Below are 16,890 nucleotides of genomic sequence, written 5' to 3'. Positions count from 1 at the left end.
CCGCTTCCGCAGGCGTGGCGGCGTACAGGATGTACGCCGCCACGCGGCACGGCGGGCTACTCGCCGATGTCACCGATGTCTTCGTGCCACAGCTCGGGCTTCGCGGCGATGAACTCCTCCATCATGCCCACGCACTCGGGGTCGTCCAGCAGCACGATCTCGACGCCGTGCTCGGCCAGCCAGTCGTGCCCGCCGTGGAAGGTACGGGCCTCGCCGACGATCACCCGCGAGATCCCGAACTGCCGCACCAGGCCCGAGCAGTACCAGCACGGCGAGAGCGTGGTGACCATGGTCGTGCCCTGGTAAGAGCGCTGCCGGCCGGCGTTGCGGAACGCGTCGGTCTCCCCGTGCACGGACGGGTCGGCGTCCTGCACCCGGCGGTTGTGGCCGCGCCCGAGGACGGTGCCGTCGGCGGAGTAGAGCGCGGCGCCGATCGGGATGCCGCCCTCGGCGAGACCGGCCTTCGCCTCCTCGACGGCGGTGGCGAGCCAGGTGCGGGCGAGATCGAGATCCATGACGTACGAGCCTTTCTATACGGGGGAGTTGCTACGGTCGCGCCGCCCGAGCAGCGCGTACAGACCCGCGCCGAGCACGAACCCGACCGGGCAGGTCAGGTCGCCGACGCCGGGCCACCGGTCCGGCACCCAGCCGACGAACAGGGTCTGGTTGGAGAACAGCGGGACGGACACGGCGACACCGGCGAGCAGCGCGATCAGTCCGGCGGACTGAGTGAACGTACGGTCCTGGAGGCGGTCGGCGAGCGCCGTGTCGGGCAGGGCGCGCAGCGCGTGCTCCATCAGGACGACGCCGAGCCAGGGCGCGATCCAGTAGGCGATGACGAGCAGGAAGTTCTCGAAGGCGTGCCCGGCGTCGGCGAGCGAGGCCCAGCCCGCCGCGGTGCCGATCGCGCCGACGACGGCGACCAGGGCGGCCCGGTTGAGCCAGCGCGGGAGCTTGAGGTCCAGGGAGGACAGGGAGACGGCGGCCGAGTAGACGTTGAGGGTGGCCGCCGCCATCGCGCCCAGGATGATCGCGACGAGGGTGAGCCTGCCGAGCCAGTCCGGGAGCTGCCCGGTGAACGCGTCGGTGGGGGAGGCGCCGGCGGGCGCGGCGAGCGTGGCGGAGGCCGCGCCGATCACGGAGACGACGGAGACCGAGACGAACAGGCCGAGCCCCGCGTACCAGGCGGTGGCCCGGCGCGAGGTGGACTCGGGGAGGTAGCGGGCGTAGTCCGAGGCGCACGGGTTCCAGCCCGCGGTGAAGCCGAAGCAGGCGGAGAAGGTCAGCAGGAACCCGCCGAAGCCGCCGCCCGAGCCGGACGAGGCGCCGAGGTCGGCGTCCAGGAAGATCCACACCCCGGCGAGCAGGAAGATCGCGCAGAGCACGGGGAAGGCGTACTTCTCGAACCGGTGCACCAGGTCGTGCCCGACATAGCCGATGACGACTTCCAGGACGACGAGGATCAGCAGGCTCGGCAGCGGGGCGAGCCCGGTCAGCGAGTTCAGGGCGAAGGCGCCGCCGACGGTGTTCACGGCGAACCAGCCGACCCCGGCGACGAACGCGTTCACCGCGGACGGCAGCGCGTTGCCCCGGAACCCGAAGGACAGCCGGCCGATCACCATCTGCGGGACGCCGAACCGCGGCCCGTCCGTCGAGAGCACCCCGTGCGCCAGCGAGCCGAGCCCGGCGCCGAGCACCAGCGCGGCGACGGCCGACCAGAAGCTCAGGCCGAACGCGGAGACGGAGAGCACCCCGATGAACACGGTGGCGAAGCCGACCTGGGGCGAGGCCCAGGTCCACAGCAGCTGGCGGGGCGAGCCGTGCCGGCGCTCGGGCGGCACGGGGTCGGCCCCGTGCTCCTCCACGGCTATCAGCTTCTCGGGCGGCGCGCTCTGGTCGGTGACATGCGGGGATCTGGACATGGGCCTTTACGGGGGCGAGGTGCGGAGGAGGTGGTTCCGCTTCCAGTGTGCGGGATGCCGGTCCCGCACCGGGCCCCGGTGCCCGCGTCAGTCCTTGGTGCCCTGCTCGCCCTCGCGGCGCCGCAGCTCCTCCTCGCGGCGGCGCAGGTCGGCCTCCCAGTCCTTGAGCAGCGCCTCGTCCTTCTTGTGGTCCTCCCGCAGGGAGGCGAGGAACTCGGGGTTGTCGTCCGGGGCGACGTACTGGGTGCGGTGGTTCCTGTGCCATTCCGACGGGGTGCGGCCGCCCTGCGGGGGCGTGCGCTGCTTGCCCGCGGCCAGCCAGGCGATCGGTCCGACGATCCAGAACAGCAGGATGATGAAGACCCAGGCGATCTTCGGGAGGTGCTTGGCCTCGTCCTCGGGTGTGTTCAGGCAGTCGATGAACGCGTAGATCGTCAGGGCCAGTGGGATCAGGAACATCAGGACCCGGAGCATGGTGTGCGCTTCCCCCAAGATGCGGCGAGCAAGATGCGGCGGGGAACCCATGCGGCCCCCCGGTGACGGGGCCAGGGTAGCGGTTGCCGGATACTGGAACGCATGGCTTACGACGATCTTCGCTCCCTGCTCCGGGCGCTGGAGCGCGAGGGCGACCTGCAGCGCATCAAGGCCGAGGTCGACCCGTACCTGGAGGTCGGTGAGATCGTCGACCGGGTGAACAAGGCCGGCGGCCCGGCCCTGCTCTTCGAGAACGTGAAGGGCTCCGCGATGCCCCTCGCGATGAATGTCTACGGCACCGACCGCAGGCTGCTGAAGGCGCTCGGCCTGAAGTCGTACGACGCGATCAGCGACAAGATCGGCGGCCTGCTCAAGCCCGAGCTGCCGCAGGGCTTCGTCGGGATGCGGGAGGCGTTCGGCAAGCTCGGCGCGATGACGCACGTACCGCCGAAGAAGGTGAAGTCCGCTGACGCCCCGGTGCAGGAGGTCGTCCTCACCGGCGACGACGTCGACCTCGACAAGCTGCCCGCGCAGTTCACCTGGCCCGAGGACGGCGGCTCCTTCTTCAACCTGGGGCTGACGCACACCAAGGACCCGGACACGGGCGTGCGCAACCTCGGCCTGTACCGCCTCCAGCGCCACGACAAGCGCACCATCGGCATGCACTGGCAGATCCACAAGGACAGCCGGAACCACTACCAGGTGGCCGCCAAGCGCGGCGAGAAGCTGCCGGTCGCCATCGCCTTCGGCTGCCCGCCCGCCGTGACCTACGCCTCCACGGCGCCGCTGCCCGGCGACATCGACGAGTACCTGCTCGCCGGGTTCATCCAGGGCAAGCGCGTCGAGATGGTCGACTGCAAGACCGTCCCGCTCCAGGTCCCGGCCAACGCCGAGGTCGTCATCGAGGGCTGGCTGGAGCCGGGCGAGATGCTGCCCGAGGGGCCCTTCGGCGACCACACCGGGTTCTACACCCCGCAGGAGCCGTTCCCCGCGCTGACCATCGACTGCGTGACCATGCGCAAGCGGCCGCTGCTCCAGTCGATCGTCGTCGGCCGCCCGCCGACCGAGGACGGCCCCCTCGGCCGCGCCACCGAGCGCTTCTTCCTGCCGCTGCTCAAGGTGATCGTCCCCGACATCGTGGACTACCACCTGCCCGAGTCCGGCGGCTTCCACAACTGCGCGATCGTCTCGATCGACAAGAAGTACCCCAAGCACGCCCAGAAGGTCATGAGCGCCGTCTGGGGCGCGCACATGATGTCGCTGACCAAGCTGATCGTCGTCGTCGACTCCGATTGCGACGTCCACGATCTTCATGAAGTCTCGTGGCGGGCGCTGGGCAACACGGACTACGCCCGCGACCTGATGATCACCGAAGGACCTGTCGACCACCTCGACCACGCCTCCTACCAGCAGTTCTGGGGCGGCAAGGCCGGGATCGACGCAACGAGGAAGTGGCCCGAGGAGGGCTACACGCGGGACGGGGGCTGGCCCGAGATGGTCGTCTCCGACCCCCGGACGGCGGCGCTCGTCGACCGCCGCTGGAAGGAGTACGGACTCAAGTGAGCAGCGCCTCAGCAGCGATCCCGCAGCAGCCGGGCCGGACCAGGGCGTTCCTGCGCCTGGTGATGATCGAGCACTCGGTGTTCGCGCTGCCCTTCGCCTACATCGCGTCGCTGACCGCGATGTTCGAGCTGGACAAGAACATCCACTGGGGGCGGCTGCTCCTGGTGACCATCTGCATGGTCGGCCTGCGCACGTTCGCGATGGCCGCCAACCGGATCATCGACCGCGAGATCGACGCCCGGAACCCGCGCACCGCCCACCGCGAGCTGGTCACCGGCGCGGTCTCGGTGAAGTCGGCGTGGACCGGCGCGCTGATCGCGCTCGTCGTCTTCCTGGGCGCGGCGGCCCTGCTGAACCCGCTGTGCCTGGCCCTGGCCCCCATCGCGGTCATCCCGATGGTCGTCTACCCGTACGGCAAGCGGTTCACGAACTTCCCGCAGGCCATCCTGGGCCTCGCCCAGGCGATGGGCCCGGTCGGCGCCTGGATCGCGATCACCGGCTCCTGGTCCTGGGACGCGGTCATCCTCGGCCTCGCCGTCGGCATCTGGATCGGCGGCTTCGACCTGATCTACGCCTGCCAGGACGTGGAGACCGACCGCGAGGTCGGCGTGAAGTCCGTCCCAGCCCGCTTCGGCATCCCGGGCGCGATCTGGGGCGCCCGCGCCTGCCACACCGTGGTGACGGCCCTCTTCGTCTGGTACGCCCTCGCGACGGGCGCCGGAGCCTTCTTCTGGCTCGGCCTGGTGATCGTCGCCGCCGCGTTCCTGTACGAGCACACGATCGTCAAGCCCCACGACCTGTCCCGCCTGAACCGGGCGTTCTTCCAGGTCAACGGCTTCATCGGAATCGCCCTGTTCGTGTGCGCGCTGCTCGACCTGCTGGTCCGAGGTCTGACGGTCTGACGGCCTGACCGTCTGACGGTCCGCGAAGGTACGTGGAGGAGGGCGGCGGCGCCCGGTGCGGCGCCGCCGCCCTCACGCGTCCCGGGCCATGGCGATCCTTCGGTGGGGCTCCGCCCCGGTCAGACCAGCTGCTGGGCGCCCCCGTCCGCCCGTAGCAGCCGCAGGAACGCCTTGAGGCCGGTGATGATCTCCTGGTTGTCCGTCAGCCGGTTCACCACCGATTCGAACTCGCGGCTCATGGCGTCCAGGCGCTGGTCGGTGCGGTCCGCGCGCTGGTTCGCCGAGATGCCGACCACGTCGAGCGCCTCGTGCAGCCGGGCGAGCGAGCCGTACGCCTCCTCCGCCATGTGCTCCAGGACCTTGTTGCCCCTCTTGAGGTCCGCGACCTCCTTGCGCACGGCGGCGATGTCGTCGCGCGGGTGGCGCACCTCGCGGTCGAGGGTGGTGAGCCGCCGGCGCAGGGCGGAGAAGTAGGAGCCCGCGGGCCGGAAGAACGTGCTGAGCAGATAGGCGCCCGCGAGCCAGTAGCCCGCCGTGCGGCCGGTGGCCACCGCGACGGCCACCGCGGCCACCGCCGTGAACAGGTGCGCGCCGATCGCCGTCCGCAGCATGACCTTGGCGATCCGGGCCGCCTCCGCGTCCCGGTCGGCCGGTACGGAGATCCCCTTCTCCCGGCTGACACCCGCCTCGTGCACCACGGAACGGGCCCGGAAGTAGAGATTCCACGGAACGGTCAGCAGCAGCACCAGCCACAACAGACACAGCGCGCCACCGACGGCGAGCAGCAGCGTCTCGGCAGGGACGCCGAGTACGTGGACCAGGACGAGGGCGACGACCGACGCCGCGCCGCACACCACCAGGTAACGGAGCTTCATCCCCTCACGGTGCGCCGCGGTGGGGAAGCGGCGCATGCGTACGGGTACTCAGCCGTGTACTCAGCCGGCGGGCCGGAGCTGCCTGGGCTGTCCCGGCGGTCTGCGCAGGGCGAACGCCGCGCCGACGCCCGCGATCAGGCCGATCAGATGGCCCTGCCAGCTGACCCCCTCGTTCGCCGGGGAGAGGCCCGCCAGGAACGTCGTACCCCAGTACGCCGCTATCAGCAGGCCGATCACGATGCCGAGGGGTCTGCGCTCCACGAACCCGCTCAGCACCACGAAGCCGAACAGGCCGAATATCAGTCCCGACGCGCCCGCCGTGTTCGTGTGGGCGGGTGCCACCAGCCACACCCCGACACCGTCCGCCACGATGATCAGCGCGCAGGCCAGGAAGAAGCGGCGCAGGCCGCTCAGCGCGGCGACGAAGCCGAGGACCAGCAGCGGCACCGAGTTCGCCGCGACGTGGGCGAAGCCGAAGTGGACGAAGGCCGCCGGGATCACATCGACCAGCTCGGAGGGCTCGCGCGGCACGATGCCGAAGCTGTCGAGCGCGTGCCCGGTCGCGACGTCGATCACCTCGAGCAGCCACAGCAGGGCCACCCAGGCGACCATCACCTTGCCCGCCGCCAGCGCGCGGTCGCCCGCGCTCCACTTCTTCTCCTGCCGCGCCTCGTACGCCATTCCAGCCCCGTCCCCCCGGACCCCGCCCGTCATGAGTCACAACGCCCGCGGCCCCTGCTCAAGTTCCCCCATGAGCATGCCGGATAGGCTCGGGTGTGTGGAGCACGTCAACGCAACCAGCCGCACGCCGTGGGTCGTCGGAGTGTCCGGCGCGTCCGGTACCCCGTACGCCGCCTCGGTGCTGCGCGCCCTGCTGCGGGCCGGCGAGGCCGTCGACCTGGTCGTCTCGCGGGCGTCGCGGCTCACCCTGCTCGACGAGACCGGCATCTCGTTCCGGGACGCGCACTGGCGCGAGGACCTGGGGGAGTGGCTGGCGCGGGGCGCGGACGGCAAGCCGGGGACGTTCACCGGCATCGACCTGAGCGACGTGCGGTACTGGGCCGCGGGCGATCTCGCGGCCGGTCCGTCCTCCGGGTCGTACCCGGTCAAGGGCATGATCGTCGTGCCCGCCTCGACGGCGTGCGTGGCCGGTGTCGCGCTCGGCCTGTCGAAGGACCTGCTCCAGCGCGTCGCCAGTGTGACGCTCAAGGAGCGGCGGCCGCTGGTCCTCACCGTGCGGGAGACACCGCTGAACGGGCAGACCCTCCGGCACCTCGTGACGCTGGACGAGGCGGGCGCGGTCGTGCTCCCGGCCGCACCGGCGTTCTACGCGGGGGCGACGCACATCCAGGATCTGGTGGACTTCGTCGCGGGGCGGACGCTGGACGCGGCGGGAGTGGCACACACGCTGTTCCGCCGCTGGGAGGGAGAGCTGGGGGGAGGCTCTCGCGAGGCTCGCGGCGAGTAGCGCGAGGGTTTTTCTCGGCCCGACTTTAGAACTTGCTGGGCGTTTTCCCCGCCAGCCTTGGATTCCACACATAGACTCGCGTTAACGCTGAATAATGAAAGGCTTTGGACCTATGGACGCCGTGGACAGGCAGCTCATCCAGGCCCTGCGCGAGAACGGCCGCGCCTCGTATGCGGAGTTGGGCCGTCTCGTCGGCCTGTCCGGGCCGAGCGTCACGGACCGCATCAACCGCCTGGAGGCGGCCGGCGTCATCACCGGCTACCGCGCCACCGTCGACTCGGCCTCGCTCGGCCTCGGCGTGATCGCCCTCATCGGCATCTCGCTCTCCGACGCGGCCGACCACGAGGACGTCGCGCACCGCCTGAAGGACCTGCACGAGATCGAGGACTGCTGGTTCATCGCGGGCGACGACTCGTACATGCTCAAGGTGCGGGCCAGCGACGTCGACGGCCTGGAGCGGACCATCCGCCGGCTCAGCGGCACCAAGGGTGTCTCCCGTACGCGCACGACGATCGTGCTGTCCACCAAGTGGGAGAACCGGGTCGGGGAGCTTCCCGAAGAGGTGTGAGCGGGCCTGTCGGCGCGACGGCGTACGGTGGGCGGAGGCTTTGATCGAGGAGAGGTACGGGCATGGACGCAGGGCTCAAGCGCGAGCTGGAGCAGAAGGTCGCCGACGGGGAGCGGCTGTCCCGCGAGGACGGCATCGCGCTCTACGACTCGGACGACCTGGCCTGGCTCGGCGGCCTCGCCCATGAGGTGCGCACGCGCAAGAACGGCGACGTCGTGCACTTCAACGTCAACCGTCACCTCAACATGACGAACGTGTGCACCGCCTCCTGCGCCTACTGCTCGTTCCAGCGCAAGCCGGGCGAGAAGGACGCGTACACGATGCGCATCGAGGAGGCCGTCAAGCTCGCCAAGGCGATGGAGTCGGAGAACCTCACCGAGCTGCACATCGTCAACGGCCTGCACCCGAACCTGCCGTGGCGCTACTACCCGCGCTCGCTCAAGGCCCTCAAGGAGGCCCTGCCGGACGTCGGCCTCAAGGCGTTCACGGCCACCGAGATCCACCACTTCGAGAAGATCTCCGGGCTCTCCGCCTCCGACATCCTCGACGAGCTGATCGAGGCCGGTCTGGAGTCGCTGACCGGCGGCGGCGCCGAGATCTTCGACTGGGAGATCCGGCAGCACATCGTCGACCACGACACCCACTGGGAAGACTGGTCGCGTATCCACCGGCTCGCGCACGAGAAGGGCCTGAAGACCCCCTCGACGATGCTCTACGGGCACATCGAGGAGCCCCGGCACCGCGTCGACCACGTCCTTCGCCTGCGCGAGCTCCAGGACGAGACCGGCGGCTTCCAGGTCTTCATCCCGCTGCGCTACCAGCATGACTTCGTCGACATGAAGGACGGCAAGGTCCGCAACCGCCTTCAGGAGCGCACGACGATGGCGACCGGCGCCGAGGCGCTGAAGACCTTCGCCGTCTCGCGTCTCCTCTTCGACAACGTCCCGCACGTGAAGTGCTTCTGGGTCATGCACGGGCTGCACACCACGCAGCTCGCGCTCCAGCACGGGGCCGACGACATGGACGGGTCGGTCGTCGAGTACAAGATCACGCACGACGCCGACAATTACGGGACGCCGAACAAGCTGACCCGCGAGGACCTGCTGGACCTCATCCGGGACGCCGGCTTCCGGCCCGTCGAGCGCAATACGCGGTACGAGATCATCCGCGAGTACGAAGGCGCCGATCCCGCTCGCCGCGATGAGCCGCAGCCGATGCGGGTCTGAGTTCTTCGGGGTTCGTCGGCGGGCCGCGCTTTCGGGGTCGTCGGCCGGGTGCCGCTCTCGTCGTGGCTGGTCGCGCAGTTCCCCGCGCCCCTGAGGCATGCGCTCCGCGCAGCCTCCCCTATGAGATGCCGCACGAAGTGCGCATCTCAGGGGCGCGGGGAACTGCGCGAGAAGCGGTCACCGGGCGTCAGCCGGGCGACAAGCCGGGGCTACAGCGGCAGCAGCATGTGGATGTCGTCGCGGTCGTCGCCCGGGGCCACCCGGATCGCGCCGGGGATGCGGCCGACCTCTTTGTAGCCGCACGCCGTGTAGAAGGCGTCGGCCCCCGTACCGCCCCGGCACGTGAGGCGCAGCGCCTCGATGCCCTCGAAGCCGAGCGCCGCCTCCTGGGCCGCGGCCATCAGTGCCCGCCCGTACCCCTTGCCCTGGTGGGAGGGATGGACCATCACGGTGTACAGCCACAAGTGATGCCGCATCAGACGGTGCGTGTTGAACGCCAGGAACACCGTGGCAGCCACCCGCCCCCCGGCGTCGCGCCCGACCAGCAACCGCACCCGCCCCTCCGCCATCCCGGCCAGATGCCGTACCAGCTCGGGCCGGATGTCGGCGGCGGTCACCGGAGGGACGAAGCCGACGGCCCCGCCGGCGTTCGACACGTCCGCCCACAGCGCGAGCACACCGTCGCGCAGGTCAGGGGTGACGGACGGGTCGAGTTCGAAGCGCAGGGACATGTCAGCGAGCGTAAAGGGTGACTTTCCCCGCACGGCCGTCGCGGCCCCCGGCGACTTCGGGCGCTTCTCCGCGTGCTTCACTGGAGGGGCGCTCGTCCTGTAAGAGGACCTTTTCGGAACGGAAGAGTGGATTGACATGCTCCGCTACACGCTGATGCGCCTCGGGATCTTCGTGGGCTGCTTCCTCGTCGTCTGGGGTCTCGTCGCCACCGGCATCGTCCCGCGCGGCCTGGGTGGCTCGAACTACCTCTGGATCATCCTGCTCAGCCTGGTGATCTCGGCGCCGCTCAGCTTCGTCCTGCTCCGCAAGGAGCGCGACCGCGCCTCCCAGAAGATCGTCGCCCGCGTGGACCGCGCGAAGGCGAACATGGAGGCCAGCCGCACCATGGAGGACGAGGCGGACGACGCCGCCCGCGCACGACGCGCGTAACTTACGTCACACGCAGACCCCCGCCCCGGCACCGTAACGGTGCCGGGGCGCCTGTGTTTTCAAGGTAAATACGGCTTAAGGGGCATACGTGCTGCGCGCCGGACCCAAAGAAGCCCTTTGATGTTCCCAAAGCGCCGGTGTTAACGTTCCCGACATGAAGACGACAGCCGCGCCCCGCATCACCACGAGCGTCCCGCTCGTGGAGCGCCTGCATGTCGATCTCTGCCGCTGCATGTCCGCGGCCTGTCGCGCCTGAGCGCACATCCCGATGCAGCGACGCCGTTGACCTCGTAACACGGTCGCCGCTCCCGTACGAAGCGAAGACTCGCTGCTTCCCGTACGTTCCCGCCTTGTCCCCGCGCGTCATCACTGGAGTGCTTCCGTGTCCGCGAACACCACCCCCGCCGACGCGAAGCCGGCTTCCCCGAAGTCCGGCTTCCGTATACCGAAGGTCCCGTTCTGGGCGCAGATCGTGGGCGGTCTCGTCCTCGGCGTGCTGCTCGGCTGGCTGGCCCGCAGCCAGGACATCTCCTGGCTCGTCACCACGCTCGACAAGATCGGCGGCATCTTCATCCAGCTCCTGAAGCTGGCCGTCGCCCCGCTCGTCTTCTTCGCGATCCTGGTGTCGATCACCAACCTGCGCAAGGTCAACAACGCCGCGCGCCTCGCGTCCCGCACCCTGCTCTGGTTCATGATCACGTCGCTGATCGCGGTCGCCATCGGCCTCGTCATCGGCCTGGTCACCAACCCCGGCTCGGGCACCGGACTGACGCCGAAGGACGGCGGCAAGCCGGAGCACGCGGGTTCCTGGATCGACTTCCTGACGGGCATCGTCCCGACCGACGTCATCACCCCGTTCACCGAGCTGAACGTCCTGCAGATCGTCTTCATGGCCGCCGTCGCCGGTATCGCGATCCTCCAGATCGGCGAGAAGGCCAAGCCGATCCTGACCCTGTCGGAGTCCGTCCTCGAACTCCTCCAGAAGGCCCTGTGGTGGGTCATCAAGCTGGCCCCGCTCGGCACCGTCGGCCTCATCGGCTACGCGATCGCCACCTACGGCTGGGACCTCATCAGCAAGTACGCGACCTTCACCGCGGACATCTACGTCGGCTGCGCCCTGGTCCTCTTCGGCGTCTACCCGCTGCTGCTCGCGACCGTCGCCAAGCTGAACCCGGTGCAGTTCTTCAAGGGCGCCTGGCCCGCCATCCAGCTGGCCTTCGTCTCCCGCTCCTCGGTCGGCACCATGCCGCTCACCCAGAAGGTCACCGAGCGCCTCGGCGTCCCGAAGGAGTACGCGTCCTTCTCCGTGCCGTTCGGCGCCACCACCAAGATGGACGGCTGCGCCGCGATCTACCCGGCGATCGCCGCGATCTTCGTCGCGCAGATCTTCGACATCAACCTCGGTGTCGGTGACTACCTGCTCATCGCCTTCGTCTCGGTGGTCGGTTCCGCCGCGACGGCCGGTCTGACGGGCGCCACGGTCATGCTGACCCTGACCCTGTCGACGCTGGGCCTGCCGATGGAGGGCGTCGGTCTGCTCCTCGCGATCGACCCGATCCTCGACATGATGCGCACGGCCACGAACGTCGCGGGCCAGGCGCTGGTCCCGGTGATCGTCTCCGCCCGCGAGAACATCCTGGACCGCGAGGCCTACGACCGGGCGACCTCGTCCCCGGTGGACGAGCCGCAGACGGTGGCCGTCGCCGCCTGACGCGTCCCCCGGCTCGCACCACCCGCCGCACCGTGCCCCGCCCCGGACCTCCGGGGCGGGGCACGGTCGTGTGCGGGGGCGGTCCGCCGGGGTCCGTAGGGTGAGGGGTGCACGACGTGTGGAGGAAAGGCGGCCGGGGTGGGCGGGGACGACAGCAGGGCTGAGGCGGTGGCGCGGCAGAAACGGCTGCCGCGGGCCGAGCGCGAGCGGCAGATGCTGGACGCCGCGGTGCGGGTGTTCGGCGAGCGGGGTTACCGGGCGGCCTCGATGGACGAGATCGCCGAACTGGCCGGGGTCTCCAAGCCGTTGGTGTACCTGTACCTGAACTCGAAGGAAGAGCTGTTCACCGCCTGCATCCGGCGGGAGGCGGCCGCGCTGATCGCCGCCGTGCGGGCCGGGGTGCGCGCCGACGCGGCCGCCGACCGGCAGCTCTGGGAGGGGCTCACCGCGTTCTTCACGCACACCGCCGAGCACCCCGACGGGTGGGCGGTGCTGCACAGCCAGGCGCGGTCGGGCGGGGACCCGTTCGTGGCCGAGGTCGGCGCCATGCGGGACGAGATCGTCGCCTTCGTGACGGCGCTGATCGCCGCCGCGGCCCGGGAGGCGCACGGCGATCCCGAACTCGCCGAGCGCGAGGTCACCGGGCTCGCCCAGGCGCTGGTCGGCGCGGCCGAGGCGCTGGCCGGCTGGGCCAACACCGACCGGTCCGTCTCCGCCGGGGAGGCCGCGACCACCATGATGAACTTCGCCTGGTCCGGGCTCGGCAATCTCATGGACGGGCGGCGCTGGTCAGCCCGTTAGCGCGGTGACCTCGCCGGTGAGGTGCAGGCGGTCGCCCCCGCCCGACCGCAGCTCGAACGCCGGGCCCCGCGCCGCGTACGTCACCGTGCCCGGCAGCAGCACCGGCGCCTTGAACCGTGCCTGTACGTGGACGGGCCCGTGCGCCCCGAACTCCGCCAGGCACCGGGCCACCGTCCACATGCCGTGCGCGATGGCGCGCGGGAAGCCGAAGGCGCGGGCCGTGAGCGGGTGCAGGTGGATGGGGTTCCGGTCGCCGGAGGCCGCGCCGTAGCGCCGCCCGAGATCCCCGGCGAGGCGCCACTCGGTGCCGCCCGGGAGCGGTTCCGCCTTCGGCTGTTCCTCCGGTGCCGGGGTGTCCGTCCTGTGCCGGGCCAGATAGGTACTGGTCGATTCCCATACGGGCGTCTCGCCGGTGTCGCCCGTGGGGCGCAGGCCGGTGACGACGACGGCCTCGGTGCCGCGGTGGTGGGGGCGCAGCTCGGGGATGGTGACGGTCAGTTCGTAGGTGCCGGCGGGGGACAGGTCCCGTTGCTGGGTGATCCCGATCGAGGTGTGCACCAGGCCGAGGAGCGGGAGCGGGAAGCTGCGGGCCGACATCAGGCGCATGGCGAGGGGGAAGCCCAGGATGTGCGGGTAGGTGACCGGGAGGTCGTCGCGGGTGGTGGGGTAGGCGCAGACGCGCTCGTACGCCGTGAGGTGCTCCGCGCGGACCTGTAGCTGCGTGATCCGGGACGTCCCGTGCGGGGGTGGGGTGTTGTCGGTGCCCCGGGGCCGCTTGAACGGCGACTGGAGCGCGCCGCGCAGCATCAGGGGGAGCAGGGGCGGGGGTGCGGTCATGGTGGCGGGTCCTTGGGGTGGTGGGGGCGGTTCGATTCCGTGCGGGGCCGGTGGGGGCTGGTCGCGCAGTTCCCCGCGCCCCTTTGTCGGTCGTCTTTCGTGTGCGGGCCGGTGGCCGCTTCTCGCGCAGTTCCCCGCGCCCCTGGAGCGTGCGCTTCGCGCTGCTCCTTCTGGGGTGCTCGGTCGGGTGCCGGTCTCGTCGTGGCTGGTCGCGCAGTTCCCCGCGCCCCTGAGGCATGCGCTCCGCGCAGCCTCCCCTATGAGATGCCGCACGAAGTGCGCATCTCAGGGGCGCGGGGAACTGCGCGGTCGGCCACGACGGAAACCGTGGCTCGGTGGAGCGTCAGGCTCCCAGGAGGCTCTGGCCGCAGACTCGGAGGATCTGGGCGTTGACGGCGGGGGACGCCGCGAACCATGACGTCGTCTCGGCGACGTCCACCGGAAGCCCGCCCTGGCCGAGGGAGTTCATACGGCGACCGGCCTCCCGGATGAACAGCGGAACGGCCGCCGTCATCTTGGTCTCGATGAACCCGGGCGCGACGGCGTTCACGGTGACCCCGTGCTCGGCCAGCGCACGCGGCGCCAGAGAACGGACCAGACCGACGATGCCGGCCTTGCTGGCGGCGTAATTGGTCTGCCCGGAGTTGCCCGCGATCCCGGCGATGGAGGCGGTGGCCACGATGGCCCCGCCGCGCCGCACGGCCCCGGCCTTGAGCAGCGAGTCGGTCGTGCGGAGCACACTGGCGAGGTTGACGTCGAGCACCGAACTCCACCGCTCGGCAGGCATGTTGACGAGCCGCCGGTCCCGGGTGATGCCCGCGTTGTGGACCAGGACGTCGAGCCCGTCGGGAACGAACTCGGCGATGCGCTCACCCGCGTCCCCGGCCGTGATGTCGAGAGGCAGCGCCCGCCCGCCCAGCCGCTCCGCGACCTTGGCCAGGTCGGCCTCGGCGGACGGCACGTCGAGCAGCACGACCTGCGCACCGTCGCGGACCAGCGTCTCGGCGACGGCCTCGCCGATCCCGCGCGCGGCGCCGGTGATCAGCGCGGTGCGCCCGGCGAGCGGGCGAGTCCAGTCCTCGGGAGTCGTCGACTCGGCGCCGGAACCGTCGACTTCGACGACCTGGCCGCTGACGTAGGCCGACTTGGGGGAGAGCAGGAAGCGCAGCGTCGACTCGGCGCCCGCCACCGGACCGGCGACCCGCACCAGGTTCACGGTCCGCCCGCGCCCGATCTCCTTGCCGAGCGAGCGGACGAAACCCTCCAGACCCTGCTGCACCGCGGCCTGGTGGTGGTCGTCGGCCGACGGCCGGGCGCCGAGCACGACGATCCGGCCGCCGGTCGCGACGGACCGTACGACGGGGTGCAGCACGGCGTGCACCTGGGCGAGCGCGTCGACATCGGCCACGGCGGTGGCGTCCACGACGACGGCGGCGGGCCGCTCCGCGGCGGCGACGACCGTGAGCCCGGTCCCGTCCAGCAGCGCCGCCAGCTCCTCCTCGTACGCGGACGAGCCCGCCGTGACGTGGAGCAACGGCCCTTCGAGGGTGGGGTGTCCGGCGGAGAAGCGGTGCAGCGGCGCGGGTTGCGGCAGCCCGAGGCGTTTGGTCAGGAAGCGGCCCGGGGCCGTGCCGGTGAAGTTCAGATAGCGGTCGGCCATTGTCCAACTCCCTGCTCGGTCGTAAATTTACTTCGGAGTAAGGTTACTCAGTAGTCAGGAGTTGTCGAGATGGCCCCAGCGAAAACCGCGAAAACCCCGGCGAGCCCGGCGGCGGGGGTGCCGCGTCGCGTCGCCGTCGTCGCGGGCAGCCGGATCCCCTTCGCCCGCTCCGACGGTCCGTACGCGACCGCATCCAACCAGGAGATGCTGACGGCCGCACTCGACGGCCTCGTGGAGCGCTGCGCACTGCAAGAGCCGGGCGCCGTCGGCGAGTTCGTGGCCGGAGCGGTCCTCAAGCACAGCCGGGACTTCAACCTGGCACGCGAGACCGTGATCGGCTCGAAGCTCGACCCGCGCACCCCCGCGTACGACATCCAGCAGGCGTGCGGCACCGGTCTGCAGGCCGTGATCGCCGCCGCCAACAAGATCGCCCTGGGTCAGACCGAGAGCGCGGTCGCGGGCGGCTCGGACACCGCGAGCGACGCCCCGCTCGGCGTCAACGACGACCTGCGCAAGATCCTGCTGGAGGCGCGCCGGGCGAAGTCCGCGGGCGCCCGGCTCAAGGCGCTCGCCCGGATCAGGCCCGGCCACCTCGTCCCCGACATCCCGCGCAACGCCGAGCCGCGCACCGGCCTGTCGATGGGCGAGCACGCCGCCGTCACCGCCCGCGCGTGGGGCGTCGCCCGGGAGGCCCAGGACGAACTGGCCGCCACCAGCCACCAGCGCCTCGCCGCCGCGTACGACCGCGGGTTCCTCGACGAACTCGTCGTGCCGTTCAGGGGACTTGAGCGCGACCAGAACCTCCGCCCCGGCTCGACCGTCGAGAAACTCGCCACGCTCAAGCCGGTGTTCGGGACCAAGGAGCCCGGCGCGACGATGACGGCGGGCAACTCGACACCGCTCACCGACGGCGCGGCCGTCGTGCTGCTCGCCAGCGAGGAGTGGGCCGAGGCGCGCGGCCTCGAACCCCTCGCCTACCTGACCGCGTACGAGACGGCCGCCGTGGACTTCGCCGGTCCGGGCGGGGACGTCACGCGCGAGGGCGGCGACGGGCTCCTCATGGCGCCCGCGTACGCCGTGCCCCGGATGCTGGAGCGGGCCGGACTCGGCATCGAGGACTTCGACCTGGTCGAGGTGCACGAGGCGTTCGCCTCGCAGGTGCTCGCCACCCTGGCCGCCTGGGAGAAGCGCGGTCTCGCCCCGGTCGACCGGGACCGGCTCAACGTCGCGGGGTCCTCCCTCGCCACCGGCCACCCGTTCGCCGCGACCGGCGCCCGCATCGTCGCCACCCTCGCCAAACTCCTCTCGGAGCGCGAGGGTTCGGGCCGCGGCCTCATCTCTGTCTGCGCCGCGGGCGGCCAGGGAGTGACCGCGATCCTCGAACGCGCCTAGGCCGTGTTTTAGAAGGTGCTGGTGTGCTGGGTGGGCTGTCCGGGAAAGTCGCGGGCGGCCATCCAGATCGTGAGATCGCGGGCGATCCGATCGATGCTGGCCTCTGTAGCGACGTCGTGTTCGCGGCGGGTAGTGTCGCGGCGGACGACCTCGTAGCCACCTTCGTCCAGGACCGCGACCGAGGTGAACCAGACCGGGTCTTCCTCGTCGGGCTGGATGACGACAAAGGTGTTGTCCGAGCCGTTGAGGTCGCCGATCAGCATGAACAGCGCGTCCTCGGACGGGTCCTCGATGTGGTCGCCGCTCTCACTCTCGGCCCGGTAGTACGCA

18 protein-coding genes are annotated in these 16,890 nt (G+C 70.8%); 9 read left to right on the top strand and 9 right to left on the bottom strand.

Going from position 1 to position 16,890, the window contains the following annotated elements:
- Window positions 1-56: 56 nt before the first annotated feature.
- From K377_RS22315 to K377_RS22305, 3 genes are all read right to left on the bottom strand, one after another.
- Window positions 57-515 (bottom strand): nucleoside deaminase, encoded by a 459-nt coding sequence (locus tag K377_RS22315; RefSeq protein ID WP_111665246.1) that lies wholly within the window; start codon window positions 513-515, stop codon window positions 57-59.
- 15 nt (window positions 516-530) lie between these two features.
- Window positions 531-1,922 carry a cytosine permease gene (locus K377_RS22310; protein ID WP_111665245.1) on the bottom strand — a complete coding sequence of 464 codons (1,392 nt, stop codon included), beginning with the start codon at window positions 1,920-1,922 and terminating at the stop codon, window positions 531-533.
- Between the two features lie 87 nt (window positions 1,923-2,009).
- Window positions 2,010-2,396 (bottom strand): PLD nuclease N-terminal domain-containing protein, encoded by a 387-nt coding sequence (locus K377_RS22305; protein ID WP_111665244.1) that lies wholly within the window; start codon window positions 2,394-2,396, stop codon window positions 2,010-2,012.
- Between the two features lie 102 nt (window positions 2,397-2,498).
- Here K377_RS22305 and K377_RS22300 point away from each other — a divergent pair, with 102 nt between their 5' ends.
- Together K377_RS22300 and mqnP are read left to right on the top strand one after the other, a co-directional pair.
- Entirely contained in the window at window positions 2,499-3,959 is a 1,461-nt protein-coding gene (locus K377_RS22300) for a menaquinone biosynthesis decarboxylase (protein WP_111665243.1), read from the top strand.
- On the top strand, window positions 3,956-4,861 hold the full coding sequence (gene mqnP / locus K377_RS22295) for a menaquinone biosynthesis prenyltransferase MqnP (RefSeq protein WP_111665242.1): 906 nt from the start codon (window positions 3,956-3,958) through the stop codon (window positions 4,859-4,861). The genes K377_RS22300 and mqnP overlap by 4 nt, the downstream gene beginning before the upstream one ends.
- A gap of 119 nt (window positions 4,862-4,980) precedes the next feature.
- On the opposite strand, the gene K377_RS22290 is transcribed toward mqnP, so the two are convergent.
- Window positions 4,981-5,736 carry a hypothetical protein gene (locus K377_RS22290; protein WP_111665513.1) on the bottom strand — a complete coding sequence of 252 codons (756 nt, stop codon included), beginning with the start codon at window positions 5,734-5,736 and terminating at the stop codon, window positions 4,981-4,983.
- Between the two features lie 60 nt (window positions 5,737-5,796).
- Window positions 5,797-6,417, bottom strand: coding sequence for a rhomboid family intramembrane serine protease (locus tag K377_RS22285; protein WP_111665241.1), 621 nt, complete (start codon window positions 6,415-6,417; stop codon window positions 5,797-5,799).
- Window positions 6,418-6,514: 97 nt separating this feature from the next.
- Here K377_RS22285 and K377_RS22280 point away from each other — a divergent pair, with 97 nt between their 5' ends.
- The 3 genes from K377_RS22280 to mqnE all read left to right on the top strand — a co-directional run bounded on the left by K377_RS22280 (window position 6,515) and on the right by mqnE (window position 8,998).
- Window positions 6,515-7,204 carry a UbiX family flavin prenyltransferase gene (locus K377_RS22280; RefSeq protein WP_258395100.1) on the top strand — a complete coding sequence of 230 codons (690 nt, stop codon included), beginning with the start codon at window positions 6,515-6,517 and terminating at the stop codon, window positions 7,202-7,204.
- 112 nt (window positions 7,205-7,316) lie between these two features.
- Window positions 7,317-7,772 carry an Lrp/AsnC family transcriptional regulator gene (locus K377_RS22275; protein WP_111665240.1) on the top strand — a complete coding sequence of 152 codons (456 nt, stop codon included), beginning with the start codon at window positions 7,317-7,319 and terminating at the stop codon, window positions 7,770-7,772.
- A 62-nt stretch (window positions 7,773-7,834) separates the two neighbouring features.
- Window positions 7,835-8,998, top strand: a complete 1,164-nt coding sequence (gene mqnE, locus K377_RS22270; protein ID WP_111665239.1) for an aminofutalosine synthase MqnE — start codon at window positions 7,835-7,837, stop codon at window positions 8,996-8,998.
- 209 nt (window positions 8,999-9,207) lie between these two features.
- On the opposite strand, the gene K377_RS22265 is transcribed toward mqnE, so the two are convergent.
- On the bottom strand, window positions 9,208-9,729 hold the full coding sequence (locus K377_RS22265) for a GNAT family N-acetyltransferase (RefSeq protein WP_111665238.1): 522 nt from the start codon (window positions 9,727-9,729) through the stop codon (window positions 9,208-9,210).
- 136 nt (window positions 9,730-9,865) lie between these two features.
- On the opposite strand from K377_RS22265, the gene K377_RS22260 reads away from it, so the two are divergent.
- From K377_RS22260 to K377_RS22250, 3 genes are all read left to right on the top strand, one after another.
- The gene (locus K377_RS22260; RefSeq protein WP_111665237.1) at window positions 9,866-10,159 is read left to right on the top strand and encodes a DUF4229 domain-containing protein; all 294 of its coding nucleotides are present in this window, start codon (window positions 9,866-9,868) and stop codon (window positions 10,157-10,159) included.
- A 382-nt stretch (window positions 10,160-10,541) separates the two neighbouring features.
- The gene (locus K377_RS22255) at window positions 10,542-11,870 is read left to right on the top strand and encodes a dicarboxylate/amino acid:cation symporter (protein WP_161195082.1); all 1,329 of its coding nucleotides are present in this window, start codon (window positions 10,542-10,544) and stop codon (window positions 11,868-11,870) included.
- A gap of 213 nt (window positions 11,871-12,083) precedes the next feature.
- Window positions 12,084-12,671 carry a TetR/AcrR family transcriptional regulator gene (locus tag K377_RS22250; protein WP_237551654.1) on the top strand — a complete coding sequence of 196 codons (588 nt, stop codon included), beginning with the start codon at window positions 12,084-12,086 and terminating at the stop codon, window positions 12,669-12,671.
- Here the strand turns inward: K377_RS22250 and K377_RS22245 are convergent.
- Window positions 12,660-13,508, bottom strand: a complete 849-nt coding sequence (locus K377_RS22245; protein WP_111665236.1) for a MaoC family dehydratase — start codon at window positions 13,506-13,508, stop codon at window positions 12,660-12,662. The two genes, K377_RS22250 and K377_RS22245, sit on opposite strands and share 12 nt — an antisense overlap.
- A 343-nt stretch (window positions 13,509-13,851) precedes the next feature.
- Window positions 13,852-15,168: a 3-oxoacyl-ACP reductase gene (locus K377_RS22240; protein WP_111665235.1), complete on the bottom strand. Its 1,317-nt coding sequence runs from the start codon at window positions 15,166-15,168 to the stop codon at window positions 13,852-13,854.
- A gap of 69 nt (window positions 15,169-15,237) precedes the next feature.
- On the opposite strand from K377_RS22240, the gene K377_RS22235 reads away from it, so the two are divergent.
- On the top strand, window positions 15,238-16,560 hold the full coding sequence (locus K377_RS22235) for an acetyl-CoA C-acetyltransferase (protein WP_111665234.1): 1,323 nt from the start codon (window positions 15,238-15,240) through the stop codon (window positions 16,558-16,560).
- A gap of 8 nt (window positions 16,561-16,568) precedes the next feature.
- Here the strand turns inward: K377_RS22235 and K377_RS22230 are convergent.
- On the bottom strand, window positions 16,569-16,890 hold a 322-nt coding region (locus K377_RS22230), incomplete at its 5' end, for a hypothetical protein (protein WP_111665233.1).

It is taken from the genome of Streptomyces sp. PsTaAH-137 (genome assembly GCF_003259365.1).
GTDB lineage: Bacteria > Actinomycetota > Actinomycetes > Streptomycetales > Streptomycetaceae > Streptomyces.
This window is presented reverse-complemented; position numbering and strand designations above follow the sequence as displayed.